Below are 17,125 nucleotides of genomic sequence, written 5' to 3'. Positions count from 1 at the left end.
AAAGGTAAATTCGAGCGTAACAAGCCTCACGTGAACATCGGCACGATTGGCCACGTCGACCATGGCAAGACGTCGCTGACGGCGGCGATCACCAAGTATTTTGGCGAATACAAGCGCTACGACCAGATCGACGCTGCCCCTGAAGAGAAGGCGCGCGGCATCACGATCTCGACGGCTCACGTCGAATACGAGACGGCCAACCGCCACTACGCTCACGTCGACTGCCCCGGCCACGCCGACTATGTGAAGAACATGATCACCGGCGCCGCGCAGATGGACGGCGCGATCCTGGTCGTGTCGGCTGCCGACGGCCCGATGCCGCAGACCCGCGAGCACATCCTGCTGGCCCGTCAGGTCGGCGTGCCGTCGATCGTGGTGTTCCTGAACAAGGTCGACCAGGTCGACGACGCCGAGCTGCTCGAACTGGTCGAGCTCGAGGTTCGCGAGCTTCTGACCAAGAACGAATTCCCCGGCGACGACATTCCGATCGTCAAGGGTTCGGCTCTGGCTGCTCTCGAAGACTCGGACAAGAAGATCGGTGAAGACGCGATCCGCGAGCTGATGGCTGCGGTCGATGCTTACATCCCGACGCCGGTTCGTCCGCTCGACAAGCCGTTCCTGATGCCGATCGAAGACGTGTTCTCGATCTCGGGCCGCGGCACGGTGGTGACCGGCCGCGTCGAGCGCGGCGTGGTCAAGGTCGGCGAGGAACTCGAGATCATCGGCATCCGTCCGACGACCAAGACGACCTGCACGGGCGTGGAAATGTTCCGCAAGCTGCTCGATCAGGGCCAGGCTGGCGACAACATCGGCGCGCTGCTGCGCGGCGTTGATCGTGAAGGTGTCGAGCGCGGCCAGGTTCTGGCCAAGCCGGGCACGGTGAAGCCGCACAAGAAGTTCGTGGCCGAAGCCTACATCCTGACCAAGGACGAAGGTGGCCGTCACACGCCGTTCTTCACCAACTACCGTCCGCAGTTCTACTTCCGCACGACCGACGTGACCGGCATCGTGTCGCTGCCGGAAGGCACCGAGATGGTGATGCCGGGCGACAACATCACGGTCGATGTCGAGCTGATCGTGCCGATCGCCATGGAAGAGAAGCTGCGCTTCGCTATCCGTGAAGGCGGCCGCACCGTCGGTGCCGGCATCGTCGTCACCATCAAGGAATAACCGAGCCCGGCATTCGCCGGATCGACAAGAAAGGGCGGTCTTCGGGCCGCCCTTTTTGTTTGCCGGGCTATCGGCTGCCGCCCCGTCGGCCGAAGCCTGTTGCAAGGCTCTGGACCTCGTCTAGTATAGGTTGCATCAAGGGGCTTTTTCCAAATGGTTCCAAGGCGGTATTTTCATCGTCGGGCATTGTGGCCGCTGGCTCTGACCTGGCTGATTGCGCTGCTTGCCACAGGCCCGGCAGCCTTCGCGGCGGATGCGGCGCCGGATCTTGGGCCGACGATGCGGTTCGGCATTGTCCGCAGCAACGCAGCGGGGTGCGAGCCGATCTGTCCGGAATGGATATCGGCCGAGGGCTCCATAGAAGCCGGAACTCCGGCGCTCTTCAAACGCATGCTGAAGACGCTTGGCGGGCGGAAACTGCCTGTTGTCGTGGATTCTCCCGGCGGCAATGTCGAGGCGGCGCTGACGCTTGGCCGGCTGATCCGCAAGAACAAGCTCGATATCGCCATCGGCAAGACGGTGTTTTCCAGCTGCCAGCCCGACGCGAAGGGGTGCCAGGACCGTGACGCCCGCTACTTCGGCGATGTCATCGACTATGGCGCCATGTGCAATTCCGCCTGTCCTCTGATGTTTGCCGGCGGCATCAGGCGAGTGGCCGGCGAATGGGCCTATCTCGGCGTCCATCAGATCACCACGACCTACATCCGCACGAAATTGCAATACCGGACCACCTACCGGATCGTCGGGGGCAAGAAGAAGATCCTCAACACGAAGATCGTCAGCCGCAAGAACGCCGGCAGCTACAAGACCTACGAAATGAGCAAGTCGGTGGAGAAAAAGCTGGCGGCCTACCTGGACCAGATGGGCATCGAACAAAGCATGCTCGAAACGATGAAGGGCACCCCGGCCAGCGAAATCCACCAGATCGCCCTCGATGACATGCTGGCGATGAAGCTGGTCACCAGCACGGACGCCGTGGGCCTGTTGACCGCGGCGAGCCTGTGCGAACCCGGCCGCCTGGCCACGAATTGCCGGGAAGTGCCGGGGAACAAGCCTGATGGCCTGATGGCGACCGCGGCCAGGCCTACTCCGCCAGCGATCGAACCCGAGGCGGCGCGGCGCGATGAAGACATGCGCTTCGTTGTCGTTCGCGGCACCAATCCGCTCTGCAATCCAGACTGCCCGGAATGGATCTCGGCGGAAGGCGCGATCACCCCCCAGACCCCGCAGAAGCTGCGCCAGCTGCTCGCCACGCTCGGCAAACGGCAACTGCCTGTCGTGATCAGCTCGAAGGGAGGCGACCTGTTCAGCGCCCTGGCGGCGGGACGGCTTATCCATGAAAAGAAGCTCGACGTCGCCGTTGGCCGCACCGATTTCGTCGGCTGTGACCCAGGAGCGTGGAATTGCCTGGCCAAGGAGGGCGCCTATGCCGGGCTGAGCATCGATGCGGGCGTGGAGTGCGATTCGGCCTGCGCGCTCATGCTTGCCGGCGGCATCAGGCGGCTTGTCGGTCCCCAGGCGCGACTTAGCCTCTACCCGATGGGGCAAAAGCTGATGGTCAAGGCCTACCTGGAGGAGATGGCGATCAGTTCCGCCCTGTTCGCGGCGATCGAGCGGCGCTCGGTCGAGCGCCGGCTGGAACCCGACATGATGCTGAAGGTTGGCCTGACGACGAGCCTGCAATCGGTCGACGCGCTGACCGGCGCCACCATTTGCGAGGCGGTGCCAAGACCCGAGAATTGCCGGATCCGGCCTTCCGCCAATGCCGAGGCTGACGCGCCGGCCAAATTGTAGTGGGCGACGGAGCCCGAAACTGGCCATCGAGGCAGGTTGAGCCGCTTTCGATTTTTCCGCTATCGTCGCTGCTGGCGGCTTCAGGCAGGCGGAGGATCGAGAATGGGCCAGGATATCCCGACACTCTACGAATGGGCCGGCGGCAGCGAGGCTTTGAACCGGCTCACCCAGACCTTCTATGACAAGGTGGCGCAGGACCCGATCGTCGGGCCGGTGTTCAAGACCATGTCGCCGGATCACCCCGCCCATGTCGCGGCCTTCATCGGCGAGGTTTTCGGCGGACCGAAGACCTACAGCGAGCAGTTCGGCGGCCACCGCGAGATGGTCATGCACCATCTGGGCAAGCATCTGAGCGAAGAGCAGCGCCGCCGCTGGATCAGCCTCCTGGCCGATGCCGCCGACGCGGTCGGCCTGCCTGACGATCCGGAATTCCGTTCGGCCTTCATGGGCTATGTCGAATGGGGATCGCGCCTGGCCAAGATGAACTCCAATCTCGGCGAAACCTGCGATCCGCAGACGGAACCGATGCCGGCCTGGGGCTGGGGTGTGCCGGGCGGCCCCTATCAGCCACCGGGTACAAACTAGCGTCCAGTCGCCATGGAGGTGTTGGGCTGATGCCGGAAGATGTGAAGATCATACGTTGGCGCGAGTGGGACGGACCGGGTCTCGAACATTTGGTGCTGCAGGAGCGGGCAGGGGAGGTCTCGGCCGACTCTGTCGCAGTCTGCTCCGGGCAAACGCCTTTTGCCGTCCGTTACCGCATCGTTTGCGATGTCGGCTGGCACGCCAGGCGTGTCGTTGTCGATATGATCGGTAGCGGCCGCACGCTTGTTCTTGCCGCCGATGGCGATGGTCGCTGGACCAGGGACGGCCTGCCGATGCCGGAGCTCGATGGCATTTTCGATCCCGACCTGACCATCACGCCGTTCACCAACACGCTGCCGATCCGGCGATTGCAGCTTTCCGCCGGGCAGAGTGCCGAGATAACCACTGCCTTCATCGACTTCCCCGCCCTCACGGTCGTCGCCAACCCGCAGCGCTACACATGCCTCGAAGAGGGCAGGCGATATCTCTATGAATCGCGCGCCAGCGACTTCAGGCGGGAACTTGAAATCGACCGCAACGGGCTGGTTGTCGACTATCCCGATTTCTGGCGCAGAGGTTAAGGCGTGTTTGCATGCAAACCGCTCTTTACAGAGCGTGCGGAAGCTTTTAGGAAGCGCCTGCTGCGCCGACATGCGCACGTACGGGCATAGCTCAGTTGGTAGAGCGGCGGTCTCCAAAACCGCAGGTCGTAGGTTCGAGCCCTGCTGCCCGTGCCATTCCCTGAATGGCATTCAACCCAATGTCTCGCCGTTTCGGAATGGCGTTCAAAACGATATTTCCATGGTCCGGCCTTTGAAAATCGGCGACCCGCTTGCCATATAGGGTCGATTGGGGCATAAGAGCGCCATAGCCGGGACGGAACGACTGGATGGTTCCGAGGCGGTGTTTGGTCATAAAGCGGAGACTTGCCACTTGCGTGGATCAAGAATCGGTTTTATGTAGACGAAACAGACACGCGACGCGTGGAGCTGGGAAACCGGCTTTACGCGTCTGATTTGCATGGGCGAAATGATTGCGCTGATTCGGCGCGAAATTCGCTCAGGCGGCACGTCCCGGCCAGCGGGATCATCCAGGAGACCCGGCCAACGGGTCTTGAAGACAGAGCGGCATATGGCTTCGAAAACCACAAATCCTTTCGTCTTTCTCCAGCAGGTTCGCGCGGAGACCGCCAAGGTGACTTGGCCGTCGCGGCGCGAAACGATGATCTCGACGGTGATGGTTCTGGCCTTCGCAGTGATCGCGATGATCTTTTTCTTCACCGCTGATCAGCTCATGGGCCTCGCGGTCGAACAGATTCTGGGCATCGGACGCTAAGTCCGGCGATTACGGAGAAGTCTTGAAATGACCGCGCGCTGGTACATCGTCCACGCCTATTCGAACTTTGAAAAGAAGGTCGCCGAGGATATCGAGAACAAGGCCAAGCAGAAGGGCCTGTCTGCCGACATCCACCAGATCGTGGTTCCGACCGAGAAGGTCGTCGAAGTTCGCCGCGGCCGCAAGGTCGATGCCGAGCGCAAGTTCTTCCCGGGCTATGTGCTGCTGAAGGCCAATCTGACCGACGCCGTGTTCTCGCTGGTCAAGAACACGCCGAAGGTCACCGGCTTCCTGGGTGACTCCAAGCCGGTGCCGATCACCGAGGCGGAAGCGCAGCGCATCCTGAACCAGGTGCAGGAAGGCGTCGAGCGGCCCAAGCCCTCGGTCACGTTCGAGATCGGCGAAGCGATCCGCGTTTCGGATGGTCCCTTCGCGTCGTTCAACGGTTTCGTCCAGGAAGTGGACGAGGAGCGGGCGCGGCTCAAGGTGGAAGTTTCGATCTTCGGGCGCGCCGTGCCTGTCGATCTGGAATTCGGGCAGGTCGAAAAGGGCTGATCCGAAATCCCTGAAGCCGGTTTGGCGGTCAGGGGAGGCGGCGCGGAAGCGCGGCCTGAGAACGGTGGGAGACGAATGCGGCTTTAGCCGGCCGCATGGATCGCACCACCAGACTGCAACCGCCGGCATGACCGGCATAGACAAAGGCAGGAAAAGAGATGGCTAAGAAAATTGCAGGCCAGCTCAAGCTCCAGGTGAAAGCGGGATCGGCTACGCCGTCTCCCCCGATCGGCCCGGCGCTTGGTCAGCGTGGCATCAACATCATGGAGTTCTGCAAGGCGTTCAACGCGCAGACCCAGGAAATGGAAAAGGGATCGCCGGTTCCGGTTGTCATCACCTACTATCAGGACAAGTCCTTCACCTTCGTCATGAAGACGGCGCCGGTGAGCTACTTCCTGAAGAAGGCGGCGAACCTGACCTCTGGTTCCAAGGAGCCGGGCAAGGTCAAGGCCGGTACGGTTTCGCGTGACAAGGTCCGCGAGATTGCCACCGCGAAGATGAAAGACCTGAACGCAAACGACGTCGAAGCGGCCATGCGCATGGTCGAGGGCTCCGCCCGCTCGATGGGTCTGGAAGTGGTGGGCTAAGATCATGGCAAAGATTGCAAAGCGTGTATCGAAGACCCGCGAAGGCATCGATCCCAACAAGGCTTATGCCCTGGGTGATGCGCTGAAGCTGCTCAAGGACCGTTCCTCGGTGAAGTTCGATGAGACCATCGAAGTCGCCATGAACCTCGGCGTCGACCCGCGCCATGCCGACCAGATGGTCCGCGGCGTGGTCAACCTGCCGAACGGCACCGGCCGCTCGGTACGTGTCGCCGTGTTCGCCCGTGGCGACAAGGCCGACGAAGCGCGCGCCGCCGGCGCCGACATCGTTGGTGCCGAGGATCTGGTCGACATCGTCCAGAAGGGCACGATCGATTTCGATCGCTGCATCGCCACGCCGGACATGATGCCGCTGGTCGGCCGTCTGGGCAAGGTGCTCGGCCCGCGCGGCATGATGCCGAACCCGAAGGTCGGAACCGTCACCACCGACGTTGCCGCCGCCGTCAAGGCGTCCAAGGGCGGCGCCGTCGAGTTCCGTGTCGAGAAGGCTGGCATCGTCCATGCCGGCGTCGGCAAGGTCTCGTTCGACGTCAAGGCCCTGGAAGAGAACATCCGCGCCTTCGCCGATGCGGTGACCAAGGCAAAGCCGACTGGCGCCAAGGGCAACTACGTCAAGAAGGTGTCGGTCACCTCGACGATGGGCCCGGGCCTCAAGCTCGACGTCGCGACGCTCAACGCGTCCTGATACGAACATTTGGATCGGCCGCCAAGCGGCTGATCCGCAAGTGAATTCCGGACTTCCGACTTGTCGGCGGCCCGGTACCGGAAGCCGAAAGGTTTCCGGACATCCTGTCCGAGATTGCAGGCGGCCCAGAAGCCTTAATTCGATTTGGGCCTGCATGAGACGGGTGAAGACCGGACAACGGAGCGATTGCTCCAATGAAAGGTTCGAACCGTGTTTGCCTTTTGTCTGCGCATCGCCGGCTTGACTGTCGATGTGGCGAAAGGGGGCAGGATCCTCGAGCGTCGTTCGGGAGATCCGTTACTGGATGGCCCGGCCGACAAAAGGCAACCCGACGCCTGTCCTCGTCAATGGGATGTTCCCGTTAACAGGATTGGGGTCAACTGGAGATAGGCAGTGGACAGAGCGGAAAAACGCGAACTCGTCACGGGCCTGAACGGTGCGTTCTCGAACGCAGGTTCAGTGGTCGTGGCCCACTACGCCGGTATCACCGTCGCGCAAATGAACGACCTTCGGTCGAAAATGCGCGCTGCCGGTGGCACCGTCAAAGTCGCGAAGAACCGTCTCGCCAAAATCGCTCTTCAGGGCACGGACTCCGCATCGATCATCGAGCTGTTCAAGGGACAGACGCTGATTGCTTATTCGGAGGATCCGATTGCGGCGCCGAAGGTCGCGTCCGATTTCGCCAAGGGAAATGACAAGCTCGTCATTCTCGGCGGCGCAATGGGCACCACCTCGCTCAATGCCGACGGTGTGAAGGCACTCGCCACACTTCCGTCGCTCGATGAGCTGCGCGCCAGGCTGGTTGGCATGATCGCCACGCCGGCAACCCGGATCGCCCAGATCGTCAATGCGCCAGCGGCCTCGGTCGCGCGCGTCATCGGCGCTTACGCCCGGAAGGACGAGGCGGCATGAGGCCGTTCCTCGCTATCACAAACACACGTTCGAACCTTATGAAGGAACACAACAATGGCTGATCTCGCAAAGATCGTAGACGACCTTTCGAAGCTGACCGTCCTCGAGGCGGCCGAGCTGTCGAAGCTTCTGGAAGAAAAGTGGGGCGTTTCGGCTGCTGCTCCGGTGGCGGTTGCCGCTGCTGGCGGCGCTGCGGCCGCTGCTGCTCCGGCCGAGGAAAAGACGGAATTTGACGTCGTCCTCACCGACGCAGGCGCTCAGAAGATCAACGTCATCAAGGAAGTCCGCGCCATCACCGGTCTTGGCCTCAAGGAAGCCAAGGATCTGGTTGAAGCGGCTCCGAAGCCGGTCAAGGAAGCCGTTTCCAAGGCCGACGCTGACAAGTTCAAGGCCCAGCTGGAAGCAGCCGGCGCCAAGGTCGAACTGAAGTAAGCGTAAAAGCGGCGGGCGGCCTCGCGCCGTCCGCCACTCCCTTCGCCCGAAGGGAGAGCGCGTAACGCGAGATCTGCGAGAACCTCTTTCCTGAGGGCCGAAAACCGGCCTTCAGGAAACGGGTTTTCTCCCGTTCTAGCCGGCCGCCGACAGGCGCCGGGAAAACAGACAGAGGGTTGCCGCCAAGGTGGCCCAGTATGCAAGGCGAGCCGCGGCGAGGCTCGTCCCGAGTTTAGAGCTAAGGAGCGACGATGGCCCAGACCCAGACTTTCAATGGCCGCAGACGCGTACGCAAGTTCTTCGGAAAGATTCCGGAAGTTGCGGAGATGCCGAACCTGATCGAGGTTCAGAAGGCATCCTATGACCAGTTCCTGATGGTGGCGGAGCCCAAGGGTGGGCGTCCGGACGAGGGGCTGCAGGCCGTTTTCAAGTCGGTCTTCCCGATCTCCGATTTTTCCGGCTCCTCCATGCTGGAGTTCGTGAAGTACGAGTTCGAAGGACCGAAATTCGACGTTGACGAATGCCGTCAGCGCGACCTCACCTATGCCGCGCCGCTCAAGGTGACGCTGCGCCTCATCGTGTTCGATATCGACGAGGACACCGGCGCCAAGTCCATCAAGGACATCAAGGAGCAGGACGTCTACATGGGCGACATGCCGCTCATGACCTTGAACGGCACCTTTATCGTCAACGGCACCGAGCGCGTCATCGTTTCGCAGATGCACCGTTCGCCGGGCGTCTTCTTCGACCATGACAAGGGCAAGTCGCACTCGTCGGGCAAGCTTCTGTTTGCCGCGCGCGTCATCCCGTATCGCGGTTCGTGGCTCGACATCGAGTTCGATTCCAAGGACGTCGTGCACGCCCGCATCGATCGCCGCCGCAAGATTCCGGTGACGTCGCTGCTGATGGCGCTCGGCATGGACGGCGAAGAGATCCTGTCGACCTTCTACAACAAGATCACCTACAAGCGTGCCGGCGACCATTGGCGCATTCCGTTCAACGTCGAGCGTTTCCGCGGCCTCAAGGCTGTCGGCGACCTGGTCGATGCCGATACCGGCGAAGTCGTCGTCGAGGCCGGCAAGAAGATCACCGCACGCCAGGCACGGGCGCTTGGCGAAAAGGGTCTGAAGGCGATCAAGGCGACCGACGAGGACCTGCTCGGCAACTATCTGGCCGAGGACATCGTCAACTACGCCACCGGCGAGATCTTCCTCGAGGCCGGTGACGAGATCGACGAGAAGACGCTGAAGGTGCTGCTCGGCACCGGCGAAGAGGAGATCAAGGTTCTCGACATCGACCACGTCAATGTCGGCGCCTATATCCGCAACACGCTCAACGTCGACAAGAACGAGAGCCGCCAGGACGCGCTGTTCGACATCTATCGTGTCATGCGCCCCGGCGAGCCGCCGACGCTTGAAACCGCCGAAGCCATGTTCAACTCGCTGTTCTTCGATAGCGAGCGCTACGATCTGTCGGCCGTCGGCCGCGTCAAGATGAACATGCGCCTCGAGCTGAAGGCCGAGGACACCGTGCGCGTGCTGCGCAAGGACGACATCCTGGCCGTGGTCAGGACGCTGGTCGAACTGCGCGACGGCAAGGGCGAGATCGACGACATCGACAATCTCGGCAACCGCCGCGTGCGTTCGGTCGGCGAGCTGATGGAAAACCAGTACCGCGTCGGCCTGCTGCGCATGGAGCGCGCGATCAAGGAGCGTATGTCCTCGATCGAGATCGACACGGTCATGCCGCAGGATCTGATCAACGCCAAGCCGGCGGCTGCCGCCGTGCGCGAGTTCTTCGGTTCCTCGCAGCTGTCGCAGTTCATGGACCAGACCAACCCGCTGTCGGAGATCACCCACAAGCGCCGCCTCTCGGCGCTTGGACCGGGCGGTCTGACCCGCGAGCGCGCCGGCTTCGAAGTGCGCGACGTGCACCCGACGCATTACGGCCGCATCTGCCCGATCGAGACGCCGGAAGGCCCGAATATCGGTCTGATCAACTCGCTGGCCACCTTCGCACGCGTCAACAAGTACGGCTTCATCGAGAGCCCGTACCGCAAGATCGTCGACGGCAAGCTGACCAATGACGTCGTCTATCTCTCGGCGATGGAAGAGGCCAAGCACCATGTCGCGCAGGCCAACGCCGAGCTCGACAAGAACGGTGGTTTCGTCGACGAATTCGTCATTTGCCGCAGTGCCGGCGAAGTGATGATGGCGCCGCGCGAAAACGTCGATCTGATGGACGTGTCGCCCAAGCAGATGGTGTCGGTGGCCGCGGCCCTGATCCCGTTCCTGGAAAACGACGACGCCAACCGCGCTCTGATGGGCTCGAACATGCAGCGTCAGGCCGTGCCGCTGGTGCGCGCCGAGGCGCCGTTCGTCGGCACCGGCATGGAGCCGATCGTCGCCCGTGACTCGGGCGCCGCCATCGGCGCCCGCCGCGGCGGCATCGTCGACCAGGTGGACGCGACGCGTATCGTTATCCGCGCCACCGAAGATCTCGATCCGGGCAAGTCCGGCGTCGATATCTACCGGTTGATGAAGTTCCAACGTTCGAACCAGAACACCTGCATCAACCAGCGTCCGCTGGTTCGCATGGGCGACCGGGTCAACAAGGGCGACATCATCGCCGACGGTCCGTCGACCGAGCTCGGCGATCTGGCGCTCGGCCGCAACGTGCTGGTCGCGTTCATGCCGTGGAACGGCTACAATTACGAGGACTCGATCCTCCTGTCCGAACGCATCGTCGCCGACGACGTCTTCACCTCGATCCACATCGAGGAGTTCGAGGTCATGGCGCGCGATACCAAGCTTGGACCGGAGGAAATCACGCGCGATATCCCGAACGTCTCGGAAGAAGCGCTGAAGAACCTCGACGAAGCCGGCATCGTCTACATCGGTGCGGAAGTTCAGCCGGGCGACATCCTGGTCGGCAAGATCACGCCGAAGGGCGAAAGCCCGATGACGCCGGAAGAGAAGCTTCTGCGCGCCATCTTCGGCGAAAAGGCGTCCGATGTGCGCGACACCTCGATGCGCATGCCTCCGGGCACATTCGGCACCGTCGTCGAGGTGCGCGTCTTCAATCGCCACGGTGTGGAGAAGGACGAGCGCGCCATGGCGATCGAGCGCGAGGAGATCGAACGCCTCGCCAAGGACCGCGACGACGAGCAGGCCATTCTGGACCGTAACGTCTACGCGCGTCTTTCCGACGTGCTCGTCGGCAAGGAAGCGATCGCTGGACCGAAGGGCTTCAAGAAGGGCTCGACGCTGTCCAAGGATACGCTCGACGAGTATCCGCGTTCGCAGTGGTGGCAGTTTGCCGTGGAGAACGAAAAGCTCCAGAGCGAGCTGGAAGCGCTGCGTGGCCAGTACGACGATTCCAAGAAGGCGCTCGAGCAGCGTTTCATGGACAAGGTCGAGAAGGTCCAGCGCGGCGACGAAATGCCTCCGGGCGTCATGAAGATGGTCAAGGTCTTCGTGGCCGTGAAGCGCAAGATGCAGCCCGGCGACAAGATGGCCGGCCGTCACGGCAACAAGGGTGTCGTGTCGCGGATCGTTCCGGTGGAGGACATGCCTTTCCTCGAGGACGGCACGCATGCCGATATCGTGCTCAACCCGCTGGGTGTGCCGAGCCGCATGAATGTCGGCCAGATCCTGGAAACGCATCTGGGCTGGGCATGTGCGGGCATGGGCAGGAAGATCGGCGAGCTGATCGACACGTACAAGGCAGCCGGCGACATCAAGCCGCTGCGCAAGACGCTCGAGAGCTTCATCCCGGCCAACGACCGCAACGAGCCGGTTCGTGACTATGACGACGAGAGCATCGTTCGCCTCAGCGAGCAGATGCGCCGCGGCGTCTCGATCGCGACCCCGGTGTTCGACGGCGCGCATGAGGCTGACATCAACATCATGCTGGAGCAGGCGGGCCTGCACAGCAGCGGTCAGTCGCAGCTCTATGACGGACGCACGGGCGAGCCGTTCGATCGCAAGGTGACGATGGGCTACATCTACATGCTCAAGCTTCACCATCTCGTGGACGACAAGATCCACGCGCGTTCGATCGGTCCGTACTCGCTCGTCACCCAGCAGCCGCTGGGCGGCAAGGCGCAGTTCGGTGGCCAGCGCTTCGGCGAGATGGAGGTCTGGGCGCTGGAAGCGTACGGCGCCGCCTACACGCTGCAGGAAATGCTGACGGTGAAGTCCGACGACGTCGCCGGCCGTACCAAGGTCTACGAGGCGATCGTGCGTGGCGACGACACCTTCGAGGCCGGCATCCCGGAGAGCTTCAACGTTCTCGTCAAGGAAATGCGGTCTCTCGGCCTCAACGTCGAGCTGGAGAACACCAAGCTCGACGACAACCCTGTCCGGCTGCCCGACGCGGCCGAGTAAGGCAATGGCGCGCCACGGCTGTCCGCGGCGCGCCTCGAGCATGATCCCGAAAAGTGGCTACCGGTTTTCGGACAGGATCATGCTCAACCAGGAAGAATTCGACGGCCAGTGGCCGACAAAGACGGCGGGCGTTTGGCTCGCGACTAGATGCAAGGGATCTTCGAGGATCCCGAAAAGGAGAACGGCATGAACCAAGAGGTCATGAATCTCTTCAATCCGCAGGCGCCTGCGCAGGTGTTCGATTCCATCCGGATATCGCTTGCCAGCCCTGAGAAGATTCTGTCCTGGTCTTTCGGCGAGATCAAGAAGCCGGAGACCATCAACTACCGCACCTTCAAGCCGGAGCGTGACGGTCTGTTCTGCGCGCGCATTTTTGGCCCGATCAAGGACTATGAGTGCCTGTGCGGCAAGTACAAGCGCATGAAGTACAAGGGCGTCATCTGCGAGAAGTGCGGCGTCGAAGTCACGCTGTCGCGCGTTCGCCGCGAGCGCATGGGCCATATCGAGCTGGCGGCACCGGTCGCCCATATCTGGTTCCTGAAGTCGCTGCCGTCGCGCATCGGCACGCTGCTCGACATGACCCTGAAGGACATCGAGCGCGTCCTCTACTTCGAGAACTACATCGTCACCGAACCTGGCCTCACCGCGCTGAAGGAGCACCAGCTGCTCAGCGAGGAAGAGTACATGATCGCCGTCGACGAGTATGGCGAGGATTCGTTCACCGCCATGATCGGCGCCGAGGCCATTCATGACCTCCTGGCCGGCATGGACCTGGAGAAGATCGCCGGCGACCTGCGTTCGGAACTGGCGTCGACCACCTCCGAGCTGAAGCAGAAGAAGTATCTGAAGCGGCTCAAGGTCGTCGAGAACTTCATGGAATCCGGCAATCGTCCGGAATGGATGATCATGAAGGTGGTTCCGGTGATCCCGCCGGACCTGCGTCCGCTCGTCCCGCTGGACGGCGGCCGCTTCGCCACGTCGGATCTGAACGATCTCTATCGCCGCGTCATCAACCGCAACAACCGCCTGAAGCGGCTGATCGAGCTGCGCGCCCCCGGCATCATCGTGCGCAATGAAAAGCGCATGCTGCAGGAAGCCGTCGATGCGCTGTTCGACAACGGCCGCCGCGGCCGCGTCATCACCGGCGCCAACAAGCGCCCGCTGAAGTCGCTGTCCGACATGCTCAAGGGCAAGCAGGGCCGGTTCCGTCAGAACCTGCTCGGCAAGCGCGTCGACTATTCCGGCCGCTCGGTCATCGTGACCGGTCCGGAGCTCAAGCTGCACCAGTGCGGCCTGCCCAAGAAGATGGCGCTCGAACTGTTCAAGCCCTTCATCTACGCCCGTCTCGACGCCAAGGGTTACTCCTCGACCGTCAAGCAGGCGAAGAAGCTGGTCGAAAAGGAGCGTCCGGAAGTCTGGGATATCCTCGACGAGGTCATCCGCGAGCATCCGGTGCTGCTGAACCGTGCGCCGACGCTGCACCGTCTCGGCATCCAGGCGTTCGAGCCGATCCTGATCGAAGGCAAGGCGATCCAGCTGCACCCGCTGGTCTGCACGGCCTTCAACGCCGACTTCGACGGCGACCAGATGGCCGTTCACGTGCCGTTGTCGCTGGAAGCGCAGCTTGAAGCCCGCGTGCTGATGATGTCGACCAACAACATCCTGCACCCGGCTTCCGGCGCGCCGATCATTGTGCCGTCGCAGGACATGGTTCTGGGTCTCTACTATCTCTCGATCGTCAACCAGAACGAGCCGGGCGAGGGCATGGTGTTTGCCGACATGGGCGAACTCCAGCACGCGCTCGAGACCAAGGCGGTGACGCTGCACTCCAAGATCAAGGGTCGTTTCCGCACGGTCGACGCCGAAGGCAAGGTCGTGTCGAAGATCCATGACACCACGCCTGGCCGCATGATCATCGGCGAGCTTCTGCCGAAGAACGTCAACGTGCCTTACGAGACCGCCAACCAGGAGATGACCAAGAAGAACATCTCCAAGATGATCGACACCGTCTACCGCCACTGCGGTCAGAAGGAGACGGTCATTTTCTGCGATCGCATCATGGCGCTCGGCTTCAGCCATGCCTGCCGCGCCGGCATTTCGTTCGGCAAGGACGACATGCTGATCCCGGATGCCAAGATCAAGCTGGTCTCCGACACCGAGGCTTTGGCCAAGGAATACGAGCAGCAGTACAATGACGGTCTGATCACGCAGGGCGAGAAGTACAACAAGGTCGTCGACGCCTGGGCCAAGTGCTCGGAAAAGGTCGCCGACGAGATGATGGCCCGCATCAAGGCGGTCGAGTTCGAGGACAATGGCCGTCAGAAGCCGATGAACTCGATCTACATGATGTCGCACTCCGGTGCGCGTGGCTCGCCCACCCAGATGCGCCAGCTTGCCGGCATGCGCGGCCTTATGGCCAAGCCGTCGGGTGAAATCATCGAGACGCCGATCATCTCGAACTTCAAGGAAGGCCTGACCGTGCTCGAGTACTTCAACTCGACCCACGGCGCCCGCAAGGGTCTGGCCGACACCGCCTTGAAGACGGCGAACTCGGGTTACCTCACCCGTCGTCTGGTCGACGTGGCGCAGGACTGCATCGTCAACTCCGTCGACTGCGGCACCGACAAGGGCCTCACCATGCAGCCGATCGTCGATGCCGGTCAGGTCGTTGCTTCGGTCGGCCAGCGCGTGCTGGGCCGTACGTCGCTCGACGACATCACCCATCCGGTGTCGGGCGAGATCCTGGTCAAGGCCGGAACGCTGATGGACGAGCGTGACGTGGAACAGATCGAAAAGGCCGGCGTCCAGTCGGTCCGCATCCGCTCGGCACTGACTTGCGAAGTCAGGGTTGGCGTCTGCGCGGTCTGCTACGGTCGCGATCTGGCCCGCGGCACCCCGGTCAACCAGGGCGAAGCCGTCGGCGTCATCGCGGCGCAGTCGATCGGCGAGCCGGGCACCCAGCTCACCATGCGTACCTTCCACATGGGCGGTACCGCGCAGGTGGTGGACAGCTCGTTCCTTGAAGCCTCGTATGAGGGCAAGGTCGAGATCCGCAACCGCAACGTGGTGCGCAACTCCGACGGCCAGCAGATGGTCATGGGCCGCAACATGGCGGTGCTGATCCTCGACGAAGCCGGCAAGGAGCGCGCCTCGCACCGTCTCACCTATGGTTCGCGCATCTTCGTGGACGATGGTGACAAGGTGAAGCGCGGCCAGCGTATCGCCGAGTGGGATCCCTACACGCGTCCGGTCCTCACCGAAATCGAGGGCAGGGTGTCGTACGAGGATCTGGTCGACGGCATTTCCGTTCAGGAAACGGCCGACGAGTCGACCGGCATCACCAAGCGTGAGGTCATCGACTGGCGCTCGACGCCACGTGGCAACGACCTGAAGCCGGCGATTGCGATCCAGGACGCCAAGGGCAAGGTCGGCAAGCTGTCCAAGGGCGGCGACGCCCGCTTCCTGCTCTCGGTCGAGGCCATTCTTTCGGTCGAGCCGGGTTCGCAGGTTCGCCCCGGCGACGTTTTGGCGCGTATTCCGATGGAAAGCGCCAAGACCAAGGACATCACCGGCGGTCTGCCGCGTGTTGCCGAGCTGTTCGAGGCACGTCGTCCGAAGGATCACGCCATCATCGCCGAGATCGACGGCACGATCCGCTTCGGCCGCGACTACAAGAACAAGCGTCGCATCATCATCGAGCCGCATGACTCGACGCTTGAGCCGGTCGAATACCTGATCCCGAAGGGCAAGCCGTTCCATCTCCAGGACGGCGACGTCATCGAGAAGGGCGACTACATCCTCGACGGCAACCCGGCGCCGCACGACATCCTGGCGATCAAGGGCGTGGAGGCACTTGCTTCCTACCTCGTCAACGAGATCCAGGAAGTCTACCGTCTGCAGGGCGTGTCGATCAACGACAAGCACATCGAGGTGATCGTTCGCCAGATGCTGCAGAAGGTCGAGATCACGGTGCAGGGCGATTCGACCTACATCCCGGGCGATCATGTCGACGTGATCGAACTGGAAGAGGTCAACGAGCGTCTGGTCGAGGACGGCAAGAAGCCGGCCGAAGGCCTGCCGGTGCTGCTCGGCATCACCAAGGCATCGCTGCAGACGCCGTCCTTCATCTCGGCCGCCTCCTTCCAGGAGACGACGCGAGTGCTGACGGAAGCTGCCGTTGCCGGCAAGACCGACATGCTGCAGGGCTTGAAGGAAAACGTCATCGTCGGCCGGTTGATCCCGGCCGGTACCGGCGGCACGATGAGCCAGATCCGGCGCATCGCCACCTCGCGCGACGAACTGATCATCGACGAGCGCCGCAAGGCCTCGGGTGCGGAAGTCGCCGAGCCGATGCTGGCCGACATGACCACCGCCGCGCAGTAAGCGCGGACGGCAACGATCTCAGGCAATAAGGCCGTCGGGGCAACCCGGCGGCCTATTTCTTTGTGCTATTCGGACACCCTCTCGAAGCGAAGCAGATCGCCCGGCTGACAGTCGAGATAGTCGCAGATGCGCTCCAGCGTGTCGAACCGGATACCCTTGACCTTTCCCTGCTTCAAAAGGGAAAGATTGGCCTCGGTGATGCCGACATATTCGGCCAGGTCCTTTGACTTCACGTTTCGTTCGGCGAGGACGACATTGAGCCTGACCCTTATGGGCATGAG

13 protein-coding genes and 1 tRNA gene are annotated in these 17,125 nt (G+C 62.3%); 13 read left to right on the top strand and 1 reads right to left on the bottom strand.

Features of this window, described 5'->3' with window-relative positions; translation table 11 throughout:
• From tuf to rpoC, 13 genes are all read left to right on the top strand, one after another.
• Positions 1–1,170: elongation factor Tu (gene tuf, locus EOC83_RS28330; protein ID WP_127326001.1), on the top strand; the 1,170-nt coding region annotated here is incomplete at its 5' end.
• Between the two features lie 153 nt (positions 1,171–1,323).
• Positions 1,324–2,964 carry a hypothetical protein gene (locus tag EOC83_RS28325; protein ID WP_063168073.1) on the top strand — a complete coding sequence of 547 codons (1,641 nt, stop codon included), beginning with the start codon at positions 1,324–1,326 and terminating at the stop codon, positions 2,962–2,964.
• 102 nt (positions 2,965–3,066) lie between these two features.
• Positions 3,067–3,549, top strand: a complete 483-nt coding sequence (locus EOC83_RS28320; protein WP_024505637.1) for a group II truncated hemoglobin — start codon at positions 3,067–3,069, stop codon at positions 3,547–3,549.
• A gap of 29 nt (positions 3,550–3,578) precedes the next feature.
• Positions 3,579–4,130 carry a putative glycolipid-binding domain-containing protein gene (locus EOC83_RS28315; RefSeq protein ID WP_063168072.1) on the top strand — a complete coding sequence of 184 codons (552 nt, stop codon included), beginning with the start codon at positions 3,579–3,581 and terminating at the stop codon, positions 4,128–4,130.
• A gap of 80 nt (positions 4,131–4,210) precedes the next feature.
• A tRNA-Trp gene (locus EOC83_RS28310) sits at positions 4,211–4,286 on the top strand.
• A 394-nt stretch (positions 4,287–4,680) separates the two neighbouring features.
• Positions 4,681–4,884, top strand: a complete 204-nt coding sequence (gene secE / locus EOC83_RS28305) for a preprotein translocase subunit SecE (RefSeq protein ID WP_013531408.1) — start codon at positions 4,681–4,683, stop codon at positions 4,882–4,884.
• A 27-nt stretch (positions 4,885–4,911) separates the two neighbouring features.
• Positions 4,912–5,439, top strand: a complete 528-nt coding sequence (nusG, locus tag EOC83_RS28300; RefSeq protein WP_013531409.1) for a transcription termination/antitermination protein NusG — start codon at positions 4,912–4,914, stop codon at positions 5,437–5,439.
• 158 nt (positions 5,440–5,597) lie between these two features.
• Positions 5,598–6,026 (top strand): 50S ribosomal protein L11, encoded by a 429-nt coding sequence (gene rplK, locus EOC83_RS28295; RefSeq protein WP_013531410.1) that lies wholly within the window; start codon positions 5,598–5,600, stop codon positions 6,024–6,026.
• Positions 6,027–6,030: 4 nt separating this feature from the next.
• Positions 6,031–6,729, top strand: coding sequence for a 50S ribosomal protein L1 (gene rplA, locus EOC83_RS28290; protein ID WP_013531411.1), 699 nt, complete (start codon positions 6,031–6,033; stop codon positions 6,727–6,729).
• A gap of 393 nt (positions 6,730–7,122) precedes the next feature.
• Positions 7,123–7,641, top strand: a complete 519-nt coding sequence (rplJ, locus tag EOC83_RS28285; RefSeq protein ID WP_013531412.1) for a 50S ribosomal protein L10 — start codon at positions 7,123–7,125, stop codon at positions 7,639–7,641.
• 54 nt (positions 7,642–7,695) lie between these two features.
• Positions 7,696–8,073, top strand: coding sequence for a 50S ribosomal protein L7/L12 (rplL, locus tag EOC83_RS28280; protein WP_013531413.1), 378 nt, complete (start codon positions 7,696–7,698; stop codon positions 8,071–8,073).
• Between the two features lie 251 nt (positions 8,074–8,324).
• The gene (gene rpoB, locus EOC83_RS28275) at positions 8,325–12,461 is read left to right on the top strand and encodes a DNA-directed RNA polymerase subunit beta (protein WP_013531414.1); all 4,137 of its coding nucleotides are present in this window, start codon (positions 8,325–8,327) and stop codon (positions 12,459–12,461) included.
• Positions 12,462–12,647: 186 nt separating this feature from the next.
• On the top strand, positions 12,648–16,844 hold the full coding sequence (gene rpoC, locus EOC83_RS28270; protein ID WP_013531415.1) for a DNA-directed RNA polymerase subunit beta': 4,197 nt from the start codon (positions 12,648–12,650) through the stop codon (positions 16,842–16,844).
• A 65-nt stretch (positions 16,845–16,909) separates the two neighbouring features.
• Here the strand turns inward: rpoC and EOC83_RS28265 are convergent, their stop codons facing one another.
• Positions 16,910–17,122, bottom strand: a complete 213-nt coding sequence (locus EOC83_RS28265) for a helix-turn-helix transcriptional regulator (RefSeq protein ID WP_013531416.1) — start codon at positions 17,120–17,122, stop codon at positions 16,910–16,912.
• Positions 17,123–17,125 lie beyond the last annotated feature (3 nt).

This window comes from Mesorhizobium sp. Primo-A (genome assembly GCF_003997175.1).
In the GTDB taxonomy this organism is placed as follows: domain Bacteria; phylum Pseudomonadota; class Alphaproteobacteria; order Rhizobiales; family Rhizobiaceae; genus Mesorhizobium; species Mesorhizobium ciceri.
Note: the sequence above shows the minus strand (reverse complement) of the source record. Positions and strands in the feature narration are given on the sequence as shown.